The organism is Pseudomonas sp. S2_A10 (genome assembly GCF_054668465.1).
Map to the genome: position 1 here is coordinate 5,641,224 of NZ_CP162773.1, position 16,549 is coordinate 5,657,772.

A 16,549-nucleotide genomic window follows, 5' to 3' on the forward strand; every position below is an offset into this window, starting at 1 on the left:
CGCCTGACAGGGCCTGCTCGAATGCTCAATGACAAGGAAAGTCCCTTCACCCTTACGCTGACCGACAGCGGATTGCGCCTGCCGGTGGTGCGTTTTCGGGGGCGAGGAAGCGCTGAACCAGCCTTACCGTTTCGACATCGAACTGCTCGGACTGGCCCCGGCCATCGTCCCGGGATCCTTCCTGCACAGGCCAGCCTTTTTGCGGCTCAGTGAGCAGCACGGATTCCACGGCGTCATTTCCAGCGCCAGCTGCGAACATCGCGGGACGCATCGGGTCGGCTATCGACTGATTCTGGTGCCGCATCTGCAACAACTGGCGCAAACGCATAAGCGCCGCGTGTTTACTCACCTGAGTGTGCCGCAGATCATTCAACAACTGCTCGAAGAACATGCCCTGCCAGCGCACAGCTACCGCATTGAAATGAGCGTCGGTCACTACCCTGCAAGGGCGTTTTGCATTCAGTACGAAGAAAGCGATCTGGCACTGGCGCAGCGGCTATGCGAAGAAGAAGGCATCCACTATCACTTCGAACATGGGCCGGACGGACACGTCGTGGTCTTCGCTGACGACAGCCTGAGCCTGCCGCAGGAACCGGTCGAAATCCCTTTCAGTGCTGATGAGCAACCACCGTCGCCCTGCGTCAGCGCGCTCTATCAACAGCATCGCGCGGCGCCTGTACCGATGCTGCATGCGGTGCGCAATCGCGGTCAGCCAACCGGCAATGCCGAAGCCGCCAACGAGGTCTCGACCGAGTTGCCGATGCCCGCGCGATCGCCGGAACGTCTGCACGCCGAACAACGCAGCCGACGTCATCTGCAACGCCAACGCTGCCAGTTGCGCTCCATTCACGGGCGCAGTGATTGCAGCGATTTGCTCAGTGGACGACTGCTGCTTGTGGCCGACCACCCGATTCATCATTTCAACGAACAATGGCTGATCAGCGCGGTGCGCCACCACGGGCAGCACCCTTCGATCCTTGATCCGGCGCCAAGCGTTCAGCGTTATCACAACGACTTCACTGCGCAGCCCTGGTCGACCGATTTCCGTCCGCCACTCAAACAAGCTCGCCCGAATATTGCCGGTTATCACTTGGCAAAAGTGGCGGGTGCGCCTGGGCAACCTGCGCAAGTGGACGAAAACGGCTGCCTCGCTGTAAGCCTGTGGCCGGCTGAGGATAAATCCGCCAGCGACGCCCTGTGGCTGCCGATCGCCATGAGCCGGCTCAGCGGCCCCGTCGCCGTCGATCAATTACCGCGCGCCGGCAGTGAAGTGTGGGTGAGTTTCCTCGACAGCGATCCGGACCGACCGATCCTTTGCCTCAGCCACGCACGCCAGCCGCCGGAGCGCGAATCAGAGCCCGTGCGCGACAGCCTGTTGCTCGACTGGCTGAGCCACCGCGCCGAGCATTGATCGGCGCCTCAGCCTTTGTCCGCCTTGCCCGCCGCCGCCGCGAACCTGGCCAGGCGCACGTCCAGATGCCGAGGCCGGCGCCCGTGATCTTCGGCGCGCTCCTTGCGGCGGATGGCGTTGCGCACCATCAACGAGCCGAGGTAGCGGATGGGTTCCGGCGGGAAATAACCCAGCGGCCCGTTGACCAGCGACGAGCGGGTCCACGGGTTATCCAGGCCCTGCACCAGCGCGGCGAGAATCTGCCCACCCATGTGACACGGGCCGACGCCGCTGCCGGAATAACCGAAGCCGTAAAACACGTTGCCCGCCGAGCTCATCTGGCCGAAAAACGGTAAACCGGTCACCGAACGATCCGACGGGCCGTTCCACGTCGCGTCGATTTTGACATCGGCGAACGCCGGAAAAAAATCCGCGAGACTGCGCTTGAGCAATCCGGCATAAGGCGACGGCTGATCGAACACCGGCAGCATCCGCCCGCCATAGGCGAAGGTGTTGCCGCCCTTGCCGAGCATGATCCGGCCGTCCGGGGTGTTGTGGTAGTAATGCACGAAAATCCGCGAATCGAGGACGCTGACGCCGCTGGTCAAACCGATTTGCTGCAGCAGGTCCGGGCGCGGCTCGGTGATCAGCATGTCACTGGAAACGATCGCCACACTGCGCTCGAACTGAGGAAACGCGCGGGCCATCCACGCATTCATCGCCAGCACCACGCGGTCGGCGATGACCTTGCCGCCAGGCGTGTGAATACGTGCCGGGCGGCCCTCTTCCAGTCCGGTCATCGCCGTACCCTCATGGATTTTCACGCCCGATTGCAGCGCCACCCGGCGCAGGCCGCGCACCAGTTTGCCCGGTTGCACGCTGGCAGCCGCCGGGGAAAACCAGCCCTCCAGGTGTTTCGCTGAACCAGCCATGCGCTGCACATCGGCGAGCGGGCGCTGGCTGAACGAGTTGATGCCATTACGCTCCAGCGCCGCGATCACCGCGTCAGTTGCGCCGACCTGGGCGCGATTGGTCGCGGTGTACAGCGTGCCGTCGAGGCGGTAGTCGGCATCGACGCCGTACTGCTCGCAGAACTCGCCGATCGCATGGATGCTGCGCTCGGATTCCTTGACGAGACGCACCGCCTCGTCGACGCCGAACAAGCGTTCCAGGGTGAAATACTTGGCCGACCATGACAGTGCGCAACCACCGTTACGGCCACTGGCGCCGGCACCGCAGATGTCTGCTTCGATCAGCAGCACATCCAGCTCGGGGTTTTGCTGCTTGAGCATGATCGCCGTCCACAATCCGGTGTAGCCGCCGCCAACGATGCACACATCGGTGCGCACCTCACCTTGCAGCGGTGGACACTGTTCGGATAGGTCGGCCTGCAAGGCCTGCTCGAGCCAGAACGGTCGCATGGGAAATCTCCAGTCAGAAAGCCACGACGCAGCCTGCCGCGCACCGCGCAGCAGGCCACGGGGCGAAGGGTTTCAGGAACGCAGCGGTTTGACGCTCAGCGGGCAGTTGGGGATCGTTGCGCGCGGCTCCATCACGCCGACCGGCCGACTGTTCCAGTGCGGAATCAGCACCAGCGCCGAGAACAGCGCGCATCCGGCGAAGACGATGAACACCGTCACCGAGTCGAAGTAGCCCGGCAGCAAACCGCCGAGCACTGCGCCAACGGAGCCGCAGCCGTTGACGAAACCGGCGGCGGTGGCACCGGCCTTGGCCTTGCCGAAATCGATGGCGGCCGCGCCGCTGATCATCGAGTCCGGGCCGTACAACGTCAGGCCCATGACGAACAGCAACGCGACAACCAGCAACACGCTGCCGGTGTTCAGCGCAGCCATGAACAGCGCCAGCGTTACGGTCAGCGCCAACAGACTCAGCACGCAGGCCGGCATGCGTCGGGCGCCGAAGAGTTTGTCCGAGGCCAGGCCGATCATGATCGGCCCGAGCAATCCGGCCAGTTCAAACGCGGTTGGAATGATCGCCGCGCCGACCTTGCCGACACTGGGCATCTGCTCGAAAACAATCACCGGGCCCCACAACAGAATCGCGTAGCGCGCCGGTTTCAGCAGGAAATACGCCAGGCCCAGCACCAGCACCGTGCGGTTGCGCAGGATTTCCTTTAACGGCTCCCACACGCTGAGTTTGCTGTTGGCTGCGGTTTCCTCGGCGGTCAGTTCCGGCTCGGGCTCCACCGCCGGCAAGCCGACGTCTTCCGGTTTGTTGCGCTGGAAGATAAAGAACAGCACGGCGACCACCGCGACCACCGCCGCGCTGGAAATGAATGCCGCGTGCCAGGTGCCGACCAGCGTGTAGGCCCACCAGCCGGCGAACGGCGAGGCGACCAGACCACCAAACGCGTAACAGGAACTCCACAAGCCGAGCACGCGCCCGCGCTGCTCTGACGGGAAGAAGCTGCCAAGGTTTTTACACAGCCCCGACCAGCCAGTGGACTGCGCCAGACCTTGAATCAACATGCACGTGGCGAAGATCGGCAATGTAGCGAAACTGCCCATCACCAGCGCCGCAGCGGCGGATATCAGCAAACCGCCAAGCACCACCACTCGCGGGCCAAAGCGATCGGCGAGCATGCCCCAGGTGAACTGTCCGAGGGCATACGCCGCCAGATAGATCGCGTCGAGGTTGGCCATGGCCATTTTGTCGAGGGTGAAATCAGGGTTTTCGGCGATGCCCAGTTTGGCCACCGAAAAGGCTTTGCGGGTGAAGTAGAACGCGGCGTACGCGAGCCAGGTAATAGCGAAGATCTGCACGCGCCAACGCGCCAGGGTGCCGATGTGCTTGTTCATGGTGGTTCTGACCTCAGGGTGTGAGTGTGCCGGCAGAATCGTTAAGAAAAACGCCTGTGTTTTTTATTGTTGAGCACTGCGATACCGCCCCTTCCCTTCGGCGATAACGGTCAGATGAGTCTGCTGTTGCACGCACAGGCTCATGGGCCGGCGCCGCTGCTCGACCGAGCAGTCAGCGATGGCGTGAGCCGATCAAAGCAATTACTGTTTAATAAATAAAATCGATTTATCGTATTTCACACATAAGCTGAGCTTGTTACTGGAGCCACCATGTCTGTCTCTCACGCCCAACTCAAAGCGTTCCACGCGGTGGCCGTCCATGGCAGCTTCACCCGCGCCGCCGAGCGGCTTTATCTGACGCAACCAGCGATTTCCGACCAAGTACGCAAACTCGAAGAACGCTTCGGCGTGCTGCTGTTTCACCGCAATAAACGTTCCGTACGCCTGACCGATCTCGGCGAGCGCCTGCTGGCGATCACTCAGCGCCTGTTCGTGATCGAAGCCGAAGCGCAGGAATTGCTGCAAGAATCCCAGGCCCTGCAGACCGGCAGCCTGATTCTCGCGGTGGACGCGCCGATCCACGTGTTGCCGCAGATCGCACGGTTCTGCGAGCGCTACCCGGGCATCAGCGTGAAAATCGAGACCGGCAATACCGATGAATCGCTGTTTCGCCTGTTCAACTATCAGGCCGATCTGGCGCTGCTCGGCCGCGACGTAACCGATGAACGCTTGCTGTGTGTGCCGTTGCGCAACGATCCGATGGTGGCGTTCGTTTCGCGCAATCATCCGTGGGCCGAGCGCGAATCGATCTGTCTGGCCGATCTGGATGACACGCCACTGGTGCTGCGAGAGATCGGTTCGGTGACCCGGCAGACCCTGGAAGAGGAAATGGCCCGCGCAGGTTTGCGCATCCGCCCGGCGATTCAGGTTGAAGGTCGGGAAGCGGCGCGCGAAGCCGTGGTGGTGGGGATCGGGGTTGGTGTGGTCTCAGCGGCGGAGTTCGGCGCCGACTCACGGGTCTGCGCGTTGCCGATCACCGACTGCACGAGGCGCCTGACCGAAACCCTGGTGTGTTTGCGCGAACAGAGTTCGCGGCGGGTGGTGGCGACGTTTCTCGATATGGTTCGCGAGAGTCTTGCGTAAACAGTATCGGCCCCTTCGCGAGCAGGCTCGCTCCCACATGGGACCGCGCTCTGCAATGTGGGAGCGAGCCTGCTCGCGAAAAAGTCGCCACGGTTTTCAGGCTGGTGCCAGATCAAAAAAAGCCTGAATCAAGCGCAACTCGCGCCGGCGCTCCATGCAGCCAATCATGTGCCGGTTCATCAGCCCTTCCCCGGCAATCGGGATCGCCACCACGCGCGGGTCATGACTGACCTCCACCGATGACACCACACCGACACCCAACTCGGCCGCGACCGCTTCGGTCACCGCCTCGCGACTGTCCAGCTCCAGCAACACCCGCGGCTGAATCGACGCCTGCATACACGCCTGGTCAAACGTGCGCCGGGTAATCGAAGTCGGCTCGCGCAGGACCATGATCACTTGGTCCAGCTCCTTGACTTTCACTTCCCCGGAGCGATTCGCCCAGCGATGCCCCGCCGGCACCAACGCGCAGATCCGCGATTCGCTCAGCGCTTGCAGATGCAGACCCTTGCGCGGCTCGACCTCGGTCAGCACCGCGACATCGGCGTGCTCCGACAACAGCGCCGCCAGGGTTTCCTGCGCGTTGCCCAGACGCAGGTTGACGGTGATCCCCGGATAGCGTGCGCGCAAACTCGCCAGCATCGGCATGACCATGTGCGGCCCATCCGCCGCCACCTCCAGACGCCCGGTCAGTAACTGCCGATTGGCCTCTAGCAGCGTCTGCGCTTCTTCCGCCAGACCGAACATGGCGCGGGTGATCGCTGCCAGTTTGGTGCCCTCCTCGGTCAGTTCCACCCGTCGCGCGGTGCGCCGCAGCAAGGTGATCTGGTAGTGCTCTTCCAGTGCCTTGATGTGTCCGGTAACCGCCGGCTGGCTGATGAACAACCGCGCAGCCGCGCGGGTGAAGCTGCCTTCGCGGGCCACGGCATCGAAGGCGCGCAGCTGAAACAGATTCATGGATAACCCTCACTGATGGCTGGCATAACAACAAACAATTTGATTGATGCAACGGCGAATTGCAACGTAGGCCCCGTAGCTTCATCCCACAGCGTTTTCGCGAGGACACACGAATGAGTACCGCCGCACCGATTCTGCTCACTCCCGGCCCGTTGACCACTTCGGCCCGCACCCGTCAGGCCATGATGGTCGACTGGGGTTCGTGGGATGACCGCTTCAACCAGCTGACCGCCAGCCTGTGCGAGCAATTGCTGGCCATCCTCAACGGCGCCGCCAGCCACCATTGCGTACCGTTACAGGGCAGCGGCACGTTCGCTGTCGAAGCGGCGATCGGCACGTTGGTACCGCGTGATGGCAAAATCCTCGTGCTGATCAACGGCGCTTACGGCAAGCGCCTGGCGAAGATCTGCGAAGTGCTCGGCCGCTCGTTCAGCACCTTCGAAACCGCCGAAGACGAGCCGACCACCGCCGCCGACGTCGACCGCTTGCTGCGCGCCGACGCTGACATCACCCACGTGGCGCTGATCCACTGCGAAACCAGCACCGGCATTCTCAATCCGCTGGCAGAAATCGCCGAGGTCGTCGCGCAACACGGCAAACGTCTGATCATCGACGCCATGAGCTCATTCGGCGCGTTGCCGGTGGATGCGCAAAAAGTGCCATTCGACGCGCTCATTGCCGCTTCCGGCAAATGCCTGGAAGGCGTACCGGGGATGGGTTTTGTCTTCGCCCGCAAGGAATCGCTGGCCGCCGCGGCTGGCAACTCGCACTCGCTGGCGATGGACCTGTACGACCAGCACGCCTACATGATGAAAACCGGGCAATGGCGCTTCACCCCGCCCACCCATGTGGTCGCGGCGCTGCACGAAGCGTTGCTGCAATACCGCGAAGAAGGCGGTCTGCCGGCGCGGCATGCGCGTTATGCCGCCAACTGTCAGGCGCTGATGGAAGAGATGAACAAGCTCGGCTTGCGCAGCTTCCTGCCGGCGGCGATTCAGGCGCCGATCATCGCCACTTTCCATGCCCCGCAGGATCCGCGCTACCAGTTCAAGGACTTCTATGAGCGGGTCAAGGCCAAGGGTTACATCCTCTACCCCGGCAAGCTGACCCAGGTCGAAACTTTCCGCGTCGGCTGCATCGGCCACGTCACCCCGGACGAAATGCGCCAGGCCGTGGCAGCAGTGGGTGAAGTGCTGCGCGAGATGGAAGTGCTCGATATCTGAGCCCCACCAAAAATCCCCTGTGGGAGCGAGCCTGCTCGCGAAAGCGTCGTCCCAGGCGACACATACGCTGATGTCAGACCGCTTTCGCGAGCAGGCTCGCTCCCACATTTTGATCTCATTTTCAAATCAGGAATTGATTGCCATGAACTACACCAATCCAAGCAAGCTGCAAGCCGCGATCCTCGACTGGGCCGGTACCGTGGCCGATTTCGGCTCGTTCGCGCCGACGCAGATCTTCGTCGAAGCCTTCGCCGAGTTCGATGTGCAGGTGTCGATTGAAGAGGCCCGTGGGCCGATGGGCATGGGCAAGTGGGACCACATCCGCACCCTCTGTGATCAGCCGCAAGTGGCCGAGCGTTATCGCAAGGTATTCGGTCGCACGCCGACCGACGATGACGTCACCGCTATCTACAACCGCTTCATGCCGTTGCAGATCGAGAAAATCGCCGAGCACTCGGCACTGATTCCCGGCGCGCTGGACGCCATCGCCCAACTGCGCGCGCAAGGGATCAAGATCGGTTCCTGCTCCGGCTACCCGAAAGCGGTGATGGACAAAGTCGTCGAACTCGCCGCCAGCAACGGCTACGTCGCCGACCACGTGGTCGCCACCGACGAAGTGCCAAACGGTCGTCCATGGCCGGCGCAAGCGTTGGCCAACGTGATCGCTCTGGGCATCGACGATGTTGCAGCGTGCGTGAAGATCGACGACACCGTGCCGGGCATTCTCGAAGGCCGCCGGGCCGGCATGTGGACGGTTGCGCTGATTTGCTCGGGCAACGCGCTGGGTCTGGATTATGAGGGTTTCCGCGCGCTGGGCAGCGATGAACTGGCCAGCGAGCGCCAGCGCATCCACGCGCTGTTCGCAAGTTCGCGGCCGCATTACATGATCGACACCATCAGCGATCTGCCGGAAGTGATCGCCGACATCAACAAGCGTCTGGCCAACGGTGAGATGCCGCAAAACGCCTGAGGCCGATAACCGGAACACCGCTGATCCATGACAATCAGCGGTGTTTTTTTTGCACTGTCTTGAATAAATATATTGCCCGGTTATTACTTACTCTGAAACAAGGTTGCCCTCTGCGTCGTACGCACTACCATCGGGATGTTTAACGCTTCCGTCAGGCAACTGTTCAGTTCCATCTTCCCAGACAATACGGCCATCCGGATATTCAACGGTATTATCAGACCATACGATCCGCCCGTCCGGATACTCTACCCGGCCGTCGTCATATTGAATGATGCCGTCGGGACGCTTGATCGAAGTCTTATCAACGTCAACCACGCTACCGTCAGGCAGTGTGGTCGAACCATCGACATTGACGGTCGCACCGAGTGTTTGAATCAGCGTAATCAAGGCCACCGGATCGATGTTGATGTTAAGGGTCGGCCATGGCATTGGCGGACGCTTGGTATCGACCGGCGCTACTGGTGCGGTCGGCGCAACTGGTTTGGTTGGGGCTACCGGTTTGGTTGGCGCCACTGGTTTGGTCGGTGCTACTGGCTTGGTTGGCGCCACTGGCTTGGTCGGCGCTACCGGTTTGGTTGGTGCCACTGGCTTGGTCGGCGCTACCGGTTTGGTTGGTGCTACTGGCTTGGTTGGCGCTACCGGCTTGGTCGGCGCTACCGGTTTGGTTGGTGCTACTGGCTTGGTTGGTGCCACTGGTTTGGTCGGTGCTACGGGTTTGGTCGGTGCTACGGGTTTGGTTGGCGCCACTGGCTTTGGTGTAGTGGTAGTGGTAGTGGTAGTGGGGCGAGGCTTGGAGATCGGACTTTTCATATTCACACTCAAATTTACAAATATAATTATGATCTTTAATAACAAACTAAAGAGCCGAACCAACAATAATCACGCACAACAAACTATTCAAACCAAAAGAACCTACAAGATATAAGCAACATAGAGTTACGCCCACAGTTCAACGCACACCAACAACTTTAAATAAGCAGAAATAATAAACCGTACAAATAAGACTTTTGTGTGTTGCAAATATCATTACGCCGAAACGCTGGCATGTACTGATCGCGTCCATCGGCTATGTCATTGCAAATCCGCGTCGCCCCTGCAAGCCCCCCGTGTGGATAAAGATCAGACGCGTGCCGATGGCAAATTCGCCTGCTTCGACATGCTGCTTGAGCGCCAGCAAGGCCTTGCCGGTGTACAGCGGTTCCAAAGGGATGCCGCTGGTTTGCTCGGTCTGATCGATGAAGGTCAGCAACGCCTCGTCAACTTTGGCGAAACCACCACGGCTGGCGTCGATCAGTTGATAGCCCGCCGCATGCTCGGTGGCGGGCGCGAGGATCGACTCGATGTTCGGCGCTACGCCGTGATCATCCGGCACTGCCAGAGCGCCGTACACCGCGCGCTTGCCTTTCTCGGCGAGCGCCAGCCCGGCCAGTGTCGTGCCGGTGCCACAGGCCAGCCACCAGGCGTCGAAATCATCCCAGCCGAGCTTGGCCAATTGCTCTTCGGCTTGCTGCCTGATCGCTGCGCAACCCAGTGCGCCGGCCACGCCACCACCGCCCTCGGGCACTGCATGCAGCGTCGGATATTGCGCGTGCCACGGTACCCAGAATCCCGCTTCGTGCCGCGCGCGATAGCCGGCGTAACCCAGCCAATGCAACTGCATGCCGAACGCTTGCAGATCTCGCACTGTCGGCGTGTCCTGCGGGTGCCCGCGCAGCAGTCCCACGGTTTTGAAACCCAGCCGCTTGCCCGCCGCCGCCAGCGCATGCAGGTGATTGGAATGCGCACCGCCGAGGCTGGTGATGCCCTCGGCGCCGGCACGCTCGGCGGCTTTGAGGTGTTCGACGAGTTTGAACCACTTGTTGCCGCTGATCAGCGGGTCGATGCGGTCCAGGCGCAGGATCGCAACCTCGATGCCGGCAGCTGCAAGCCAGTCCAGATGGAGCGGTTCGAGAGGGGCCGGGGGTAGCCAGTTGGGGGGAGGCAAAAGCATGGGCACTGCACAATCTGGAAAAGACCACATACTAGTAGGAGCTGCCGCAGGCTGCGATCTTTTGATCTTGCTTTTGAAATCAGGATCAACAGATCGCAGCCTTCGGCAGCTCCTACAGAATGTGTTTACAACTCAGCCGCCAGCCGCGAACCTTGATTGATCGCCCGCTTGGCGTCCAGCTCCGCCGCCACATCCGCGCCGCCGATCAAGTGCACGTTCTGCCCGGCTTCAACCAGACCGTCGTGCAATTCACGCAACGGATCCTGCCCCGCGCAGATCACGATGTTGTCCACTGCCAGCAGTTGCGGCTCGCCGGATTCGCCGATGCGAATGTGCAAGCCTTGGTCATCGATGCTCAGGTATTCGACGCTGTTGAGCATCTGCACCTGCTTGTTCTTCAGACCGGTGCGATGAATCCAGCCGGTGGTTTTGCCCAGACCGTCGCCGACCTTGGTTTTCTTGCGCTGCAACAGGAACACCTCACGGGCCGGCGCATGCGGTGCCGCTTTGATTCCCGCCACACCACCACGGGCCTCCAGTTGCGTGTCGATGCCCCACTCTTTCCAGAACGCCGCGCGATCCAGACTGGTGGCTACGCCTTGATGAACGAGAAATTCCGAGACATCGAAACCGATCCCGCCAGCACCGATTACCGCGACACGCTTGCCGACCGGTTTGCGCTCGAGGATCACATCCAGATAACTCAGCACCTTGGCATTTTCGATGCCCGGAATCGCCGGCACGCGCGGGGCGATACCGGTGGCGAGAATGATTTCGTCGTAGCCGCCCTCAACCAACTTGGCCACGTCGACGCGGGTGTTCAGGCACACCTCGACATTGGTGGTTTGCAGCTTGCGGTTGAAGTAGCGCAGGGTTTCGAAAAACTCTTCCTTGCCCGGCACGCGCTTGGCAATGTTGAACTGGCCACCAATCTCACTGGCCGAATCGAACAACGTCACCTGATGACCGCGCTCGGCGGCTACGGTGGCGGCAGACAAGCCGGCAGGGCCGGCACCGACCACGGCGATTTTCTTGATCTGCTGCACCGGCAGGTAATTGAGTTCGGTTTCGTGGCAGGCGCGCGGGTTGACCAGGCAACTGGTGAGCTTGCCGCCAAAGGTGTGGTCGAGGCACGCTTGGTTGCAGCCGATGCAGGTGTTGATTTCGTCGGCGCGGCCTTCGGCGGCTTTGTTGACGAAGTCCGGATCGGCGAGGAATGGTCGGGCCATGGAGACCATGTCGGCATCGCCCTCGGCAAGAATCTGCTCGGCAATTTCCGGGGTATTGATGCGGTTGGTGGTGATCAGCGGGATGCTCACCGAGCCGCGCAACTTGGCCGTGACCTTGCTGAACGCTGCACGCGGAACCTTGGTGGCGATGGTCGGAATCCGCGCTTCGTGCCAGCCGATACCAGTGTTGATGATGGTCGCACCGGCCTGCTCGATGGCTTTGGCCAGCATGACGATTTCATCCCAGGTGCTGCCACCTTCGACCAAATCGAGCATCGACAGGCGGAAGATGATGATGAAATTCGGCCCGACCGCTTCGCGCACACGACGGACAATTTCTACCGGCAGGCGCATGCGGTTTTCGTAGCTGCCACCCCAGCGGTCGGTGCGGTGATTCGTGTGCGCGGCGAGGAACTGGTTAATGAAGTAACCTTCCGAGCCCATGATCTCGACGCCGTCGTATTCGGCGGTTTGCGCCAATACCGAGCAGGTGACGAAATCACTGATCTGCTTTTCGATGCCCTCTTCGTCCAGCTCTTTGGGCTTGAACGGGTTGATCGGCGCCTGAATCGCGCTCGGTGCTACCTGTTTCGGGCTGTAGGCGTAACGCCCGGCGTGAAGAATCTGCATGCAGATCTTGCCGCCTGCCTCGTGCACCGCGCGAGTGACGATGCGGTGCTTGAGCGCCTCTTCCTCGGTAGTGAGCTTGGCCGCGCCGGAATACACGCCGCCCTCGTCATTCGGGCCGATGCCGCCGGTGACCATCAGGCCGACACCGCCACGGGCACGTTCGGCGAAGTACGCCGCCATGCGTTCGAAGCCACCCGGCTTTTCTTCAAGGCCAGTGTGCATCGAGCCCATCAGGCTGCGGTTGCGCAGCGTGGTGAATCCCAGGTCCAGCGGGGCCAGCAGATGCGGGTAATGAGCGGCGGTCATCGGTAACTCCACAACGAGCGATCACGGAAAAATTGCGGGAGCTCTGCGTCCCCCGTCAGTCATGTTCGACAGACTAAGAGTCGCACCGCTGTCACTCAATGACCGTAACTGACAAGTTATTGATCCAAATGCACAGCGCCCCTTGGCAACCCGGGCCATGGGCCCTACCCTAGTCGGCACATCCTGTACCCGGCTGTTGTTGGTTTTCATGCGCAAACTTCTGTATCTGTTTTTCTCCATGGCCCTCGTTGCCGCCCTGACCACCTACGCCATGTGGGCGGCAGACCGGCCGGCGGGGCATTACCTGTCGGACCTGCGCATCAAGCTCGCCGTCAATCAGGGCACGCCCGGCGACCGCGGCAATCTGCTCGGCATCCAGCCCGAACTGTTCCCCACCGATTACCAAAGCTCCGCACGCCTGCACCGCAAACTCGCGGCGTATCTGCAGCAGGCGCGCGATCAGGGCTTGCTCAACGAAAAAACCGTGGTGGTGTTGCCCGAGCACGTCGGCACCTGGCTGATGGTCAGCGGCGAGAAAGACGAGCTTTATCAGGCGCCGACCCTGGCGGAGGCGATGAACTGGCTGGCGGCGAGCAATCCACTGCTGTTTGCCCGAGCGTGGCTGCGGGCCAAGGGCGAGCAACGGCTGGACGATGCTTATCTGCGGATGAAAGCGAAGGCCATGGCCAAGGATTACCAGGCGCTGTTCGGCGGTCTGGCCAAAGAGTTCCAGGTCACCCTGGTGGCCGGCTCCATCGTGCTGCCGGAGCCAAGCATCCGCGACGGCCGGCTCAAGCCCGGCAGCGGCGCCCTGTTCAACAGCAGCGTGGTGTTTGGTCGCGACGGCGTACCGTTGGGCCAGCCGCAACGGCAGATGCATCCGATCTTCGATCAGCAAGGTGTGATTCAGGCCGAAGACAAACACGCCATACAGGTCGTCGATACCCCGGCCGGACGCCTGGGCATCCTGATCGGCAGTGACAGCTGGTACCCCGCCAACTACCGTACCCTCGATGAGCAAGGCGCGCAACTGGTGGCCGTGCCGGCGCAGGTTATTGGCCAAGGCGCCTGGGACAAGCCATGGCGTGGCTACAAGGGTTCGAGCACGCCGGGCTCGGTCAGCCTCAAGCCCGGCGACCTCAGTGAAGGTCAGGCCTGGCACCGACTGACCCTCACCGCACAACCACCGAGCAGCCGCGCGATTGCCGGCGTCAGTGTGTTCATGCGCGGGCAGTTCTGGGACAAGTCGAGTACCGGCACAAGCTTCCTCAGCAGCAACGGCCAGCAGTTCGCCGATGGCGAGGCCCGTGGTGCGCGCTTGCTGAACGTCTGGCTGTAAACCATGAAGCCGCAGCCGATGCGCCTCGGGGATCTGTCGGTGGGCTTCGTCCATAGTCTGGCCGACGCCGTGCGCAGCCACGACGTCGATCCGCTGCCTCTGCTTGAACAATATGGCCTTGATGCCGCGCGACTGGCCGAGGCCGGGGCGCGCTTGTCGATCCCGCGTTACATGCGCCTGGGCCATGCGGCGATTCAACTCACCGGCGACCCGGCCTTGGGCCTGCGCATGGGCCGAATGATCCGCTTGAATCAAGCCGGTCTGGCCGGCATCACTGCGGCGCAAGCACCCACCGTGCGTGAAGCGGCCCGCTGCCTGACGCGCTTCGAGCCGCTTTACGGCTCGAACTATCGCGGGCAGTCCAGTTTCCACGAAGATGCCAACGGTGCCTGGTTGCGCTTCTATTCGATCAGCCCATACAACGCCTATAACCGCTTCGTGGTCGACTCGATCCTCGCCGGCTGGCTGCATCAGTTGTCGAGCCTGTGCGGCGAAACGTTGCGCGCCGAGCGAATCGAAATCGAATTCGAAGCGCCGGATTACCGCGAAGCCTACACAATGCTCGGTGACTGCCCGATCCAGTTCAGCGCCGAGCGCAACCAACTGCGCCTGAGCCTGAGCAGCCTCGCCCTGCGCAACCCTGAACATTGCCCGAGCACCTGGCGACATCTGCTGCAACTGTGTGAGCGGGAGCTGGAACAACTGACCCGCACCCGCAGCCTGCGCGAGCGCATCACCCAATTGCTCGGCCCGCTGCTCAATGGCGGCCGCGAGCCGGATCTTGAAGAAGTCGCGGCACGCCTGAAACTGCCGACCTGGACCTTGCGGCGCAAGCTCACTGAGGAAGGCACGCAATTTCGCGCGATCCTCAATGACACACGCCGCGATTTGGCGATGACCTACATCCGCGACACCGAACTGGCGTTCGGCGAAATCGCCTACCTGCTGGGCTTCGCCTCAGCTGAAGCCTTCCAACGCGCATTCAAGCGCTGGAGCGGGCAGACGCCCGGCGAATCCCGACGAAATTACCGCTCGGGAGCCTGAAGCTCAGAGTTCCGTCGCGTCGTCAGCCGGCTCTGGTTGATCCAGTTCAAAGGCCTGGTATTCGAGCAGTTCTTCCTGATACTCATCCATCGTATGAATCCCCCAACTGCTCGTTATGAAAATGGCCTGATCAATCGACCTGTGCCCCCGAGCATAAAGTGCCCGTGTGAAGGAAAAGTGAAACGCTGCCTTCATGAATAAAACGTAGCAGGTGGTTGGGGATTTATCGCGGCGATGATGCCGCAGGTGTGTAACCAGATTTTAAGCCAACCCGAAAACCACTGTGGGAGCGAGCCTGCTCGCGAAGCGGTGTGTCAGTCTAATCATCTGTCGACCGATACACCGCTTCGCGAGCAGGCTCGCTCCCACAGGGTTTCGCTTGGTTTCTTATTGGCCCGACGCAGGCATCGCCGGAATCGGCTCGGATGGTGGCGGAATATCCGGGTTGGTCGGCGGGGTGATGGTTTCGCTGGCCGGCGCTGGCTCTTCCACGGGCGCTGGCGCAGGCGTAATCGGCGTCGACTCCGCTGGGGGCACCATCGGTTCGGAACTCACTGGCGCGGTTTCAACCGGGGCCGGTGCAGCTTCCGCAGCCGGCGCGGGGGCCGGTTCCGCTGCAGGTGTCGGCGCCGGAGGCGCAGGTGCAGGTGCCGCTTTTGGTTCTGGCACACCAAGATCGGTTTTCGGCTTTTCTTCGATGTGTGCAGCTTTCTTCGCATCGGCGGGCAGGAACTGCTCCACCAGCGTGAAGAAACGCTCGTAGAACTTCTGCGCAATGACCGTCTCACTGGCGACCTTGACCATCGAGTCGTCCGAGGAGCCGATCGGCATCGACACCGAGCCCAACACACCAACCCCGAGGCTGGCCGAGTTGTTGGTCTTCTTCAGCGCATAACGGTCCTGCAAGGCGTTGGCGAACACCGTCGCATGATGCCCGGCGCTGCCATCTTCGGCGCAGACCACGTTGAAGCTGATCTCGAGGTGCGTCTCGCCGGTCTGCTGGAAGCTCTTGTGCCCGCTGACCAGCTTCGGATCACTGCTGGTAATGATGTAGCCCTGACTGAGCAACGCGCGCCGGGCCGCTTCGCAACTGGCGGTGTCGGTTACCGGGTAATTGCGCGAAAAGGTGCCGGAGTCATCGAAGTTCTCATGCTCATAGATCGGCTTGTCCTTCGAACAACCGGCCACCGCAGTCAATAACAGCGCCAGCCCGACAACACGCATGGGAGTGGAAATCAACATTGAACATCCTGAGGGAAAACAGTCCGGGGCGTATTGTGCAACAGATCGTTGCCCCATGGCGCATGGAATAGTGTCAAGAATCGGTTACAACTTTACCGGTCATGGCCGTCAGGAAAAAGCCGCGTGGACAAATGATCGATCAACGCGCGCAATTTCGCCATGGCTTGTCGGCTCGACGGCCATAACACCCCAGAACCGACCGGCGTGTTCTAAAGCAAAAGAAAGGTAAAAACTCAAGATCAGGTCGGCTGCCAAGCCGCCTTCGCG

Annotated in this window: 13 protein-coding genes and 1 pseudogene; 7 read left to right on the plus strand and 7 right to left on the minus strand. The window is 61.4% G+C overall.

Annotated elements, in window-relative coordinates; all coding sequences use genetic code 11:
• The first annotated feature begins 21 nt into the window (after positions 1-21).
• A pseudogene (locus tag AB4N41_RS25250) lies at positions 22-1,411 on the plus strand (type VI secretion system Vgr family protein).
• An 8-nt stretch (positions 1,412-1,419) separates the two neighbouring features.
• Here AB4N41_RS25250 and AB4N41_RS25255 read toward each other — a convergent pair.
• Together AB4N41_RS25255 and AB4N41_RS25260 are read right to left on the minus strand one after the other, a co-directional pair.
• A complete protein-coding gene (locus AB4N41_RS25255) occupies positions 1,420-2,811 on the minus strand; it encodes an FAD-dependent oxidoreductase (RefSeq protein ID WP_252876586.1) in 1,392 nt (463 codons plus the stop codon).
• Between the two features lie 72 nt (positions 2,812-2,883).
• Positions 2,884-4,209, minus strand: a complete 1,326-nt coding sequence (locus AB4N41_RS25260) for an MFS transporter (protein WP_460138173.1) — start codon at positions 4,207-4,209, stop codon at positions 2,884-2,886.
• Between the two features lie 270 nt (positions 4,210-4,479).
• Between AB4N41_RS25260 and AB4N41_RS25265 the strand changes: the two genes are divergently transcribed.
• Entirely contained in the window at positions 4,480-5,352 is an 873-nt protein-coding gene (locus AB4N41_RS25265; RefSeq protein WP_252876587.1) for a LysR family transcriptional regulator, read from the plus strand.
• Positions 5,353-5,448: 96 nt separating this feature from the next.
• On the opposite strand, the gene AB4N41_RS25270 is transcribed toward AB4N41_RS25265, so the two are convergent.
• Positions 5,449-6,309 (minus strand): LysR substrate-binding domain-containing protein, encoded by an 861-nt coding sequence (locus tag AB4N41_RS25270; protein ID WP_252876588.1) that lies wholly within the window; start codon positions 6,307-6,309, stop codon positions 5,449-5,451.
• Positions 6,310-6,422: 113 nt separating this feature from the next.
• Between AB4N41_RS25270 and AB4N41_RS25275 the strand changes: the two genes are divergently transcribed.
• Positions 6,423-7,532: a 2-aminoethylphosphonate--pyruvate transaminase gene (locus AB4N41_RS25275; RefSeq protein WP_041477138.1), complete on the plus strand. Its 1,110-nt coding sequence runs from the start codon at positions 6,423-6,425 to the stop codon at positions 7,530-7,532.
• Between the two features lie 142 nt (positions 7,533-7,674).
• Entirely contained in the window at positions 7,675-8,502 is an 828-nt protein-coding gene (phnX, locus tag AB4N41_RS25280) for a phosphonoacetaldehyde hydrolase (protein ID WP_460138176.1), read from the plus strand.
• 87 nt (positions 8,503-8,589) lie between these two features.
• On the opposite strand, the gene AB4N41_RS25285 is transcribed toward phnX, so the two are convergent.
• The gene (locus tag AB4N41_RS25285) at positions 8,590-8,931 is read right to left on the minus strand and encodes a hypothetical protein (protein WP_143498023.1); all 342 of its coding nucleotides are present in this window, start codon (positions 8,929-8,931) and stop codon (positions 8,590-8,592) included.
• Between AB4N41_RS25285 and AB4N41_RS25290 the strand changes: the two genes are divergently transcribed.
• The gene (locus AB4N41_RS25290; RefSeq protein WP_460138178.1) at positions 8,909-9,427 is read left to right on the plus strand and encodes a hypothetical protein; all 519 of its coding nucleotides are present in this window, start codon (positions 8,909-8,911) and stop codon (positions 9,425-9,427) included. The genes AB4N41_RS25285 and AB4N41_RS25290 overlap by 23 nt on opposite strands.
• A 141-nt stretch (positions 9,428-9,568) precedes the next feature.
• On the opposite strand, the gene AB4N41_RS25295 is transcribed toward AB4N41_RS25290, so the two are convergent.
• Together AB4N41_RS25295 and AB4N41_RS25300 are read right to left on the minus strand one after the other, a co-directional pair.
• Positions 9,569-10,492: a 1-aminocyclopropane-1-carboxylate deaminase/D-cysteine desulfhydrase gene (locus AB4N41_RS25295; protein WP_252876589.1), complete on the minus strand. Its 924-nt coding sequence runs from the start codon at positions 10,490-10,492 to the stop codon at positions 9,569-9,571.
• A 125-nt stretch (positions 10,493-10,617) separates the two neighbouring features.
• Entirely contained in the window at positions 10,618-12,657 is a 2,040-nt protein-coding gene (locus AB4N41_RS25300) for an NADPH-dependent 2,4-dienoyl-CoA reductase (RefSeq protein ID WP_252876590.1), read from the minus strand.
• 208 nt (positions 12,658-12,865) lie between these two features.
• Between AB4N41_RS25300 and AB4N41_RS25305 the strand changes: the two genes are divergently transcribed.
• Complete coding sequence (locus AB4N41_RS25305) at positions 12,866-13,996, plus strand: nitrilase-related carbon-nitrogen hydrolase (RefSeq protein ID WP_122703714.1); 1,131 nt, start codon at positions 12,866-12,868, stop codon at positions 13,994-13,996.
• Between the two features lie 3 nt (positions 13,997-13,999).
• Positions 14,000-15,040: an AraC family transcriptional regulator gene (locus AB4N41_RS25310; RefSeq protein ID WP_252876591.1), complete on the plus strand. Its 1,041-nt coding sequence runs from the start codon at positions 14,000-14,002 to the stop codon at positions 15,038-15,040.
• A gap of 387 nt (positions 15,041-15,427) precedes the next feature.
• On the opposite strand, the gene AB4N41_RS25315 is transcribed toward AB4N41_RS25310, so the two are convergent.
• Positions 15,428-16,282 (minus strand): DUF2242 domain-containing protein, encoded by an 855-nt coding sequence (locus AB4N41_RS25315; protein ID WP_150634905.1) that lies wholly within the window; start codon positions 16,280-16,282, stop codon positions 15,428-15,430.
• Positions 16,283-16,549: the final 267 nt, after the last annotated feature.

Excerpts from the sequence above, each read along its gene's own strand:
- AB4N41_RS25315 (WP_150634905.1), bottom strand. The coding sequence starts at position 16,282 with ATGTTGATTTCCACTCCCATGCGTGTTGTCGGGCTGGCGCTGTTATTG.
- AB4N41_RS25305 (WP_122703714.1), top strand. The coding sequence starts at position 12,866 with ATGCGCAAACTTCTGTATCTGTTTTTCTCCATGGCCCTCGTTGCCGCC.
- AB4N41_RS25275 (WP_041477138.1), top strand. The coding sequence starts at position 6,423 with ATGAGTACCGCCGCACCGATTCTGCTCACTCCCGGCCCGTTGACCACT.
- AB4N41_RS25260 (WP_460138173.1), bottom strand. The coding sequence starts at position 4,209 with ATGAACAAGCACATCGGCACCCTGGCGCGTTGGCGCGTGCAGATCTTC.
- AB4N41_RS25290 (WP_460138178.1), top strand. The coding sequence starts at position 8,909 with ATGTTAAGGGTCGGCCATGGCATTGGCGGACGCTTGGTATCGACCGGC.
- AB4N41_RS25255 (WP_252876586.1), bottom strand. The coding sequence starts at position 2,811 with ATGCGACCGTTCTGGCTCGAGCAGGCCTTGCAGGCCGACCTATCCGAA.
- AB4N41_RS25265 (WP_252876587.1), top strand. The coding sequence starts at position 4,480 with ATGTCTGTCTCTCACGCCCAACTCAAAGCGTTCCACGCGGTGGCCGTC.
- AB4N41_RS25285 (WP_143498023.1), bottom strand. The coding sequence starts at position 8,931 with ATGCCATGGCCGACCCTTAACATCAACATCGATCCGGTGGCCTTGATT.
- AB4N41_RS25310 (WP_252876591.1), top strand. The coding sequence starts at position 14,000 with ATGAAGCCGCAGCCGATGCGCCTCGGGGATCTGTCGGTGGGCTTCGTC.
- phnX (WP_460138176.1), top strand. The coding sequence starts at position 7,675 with ATGAACTACACCAATCCAAGCAAGCTGCAAGCCGCGATCCTCGACTGG.
- AB4N41_RS25295 (WP_252876589.1), bottom strand. The coding sequence starts at position 10,492 with ATGCTTTTGCCTCCCCCCAACTGGCTACCCCCGGCCCCTCTCGAACCG.
- AB4N41_RS25270 (WP_252876588.1), bottom strand. The coding sequence starts at position 6,309 with ATGAATCTGTTTCAGCTGCGCGCCTTCGATGCCGTGGCCCGCGAAGGC.
- AB4N41_RS25300 (WP_252876590.1), bottom strand. The coding sequence starts at position 12,657 with ATGACCGCCGCTCATTACCCGCATCTGCTGGCCCCGCTGGACCTGGGA.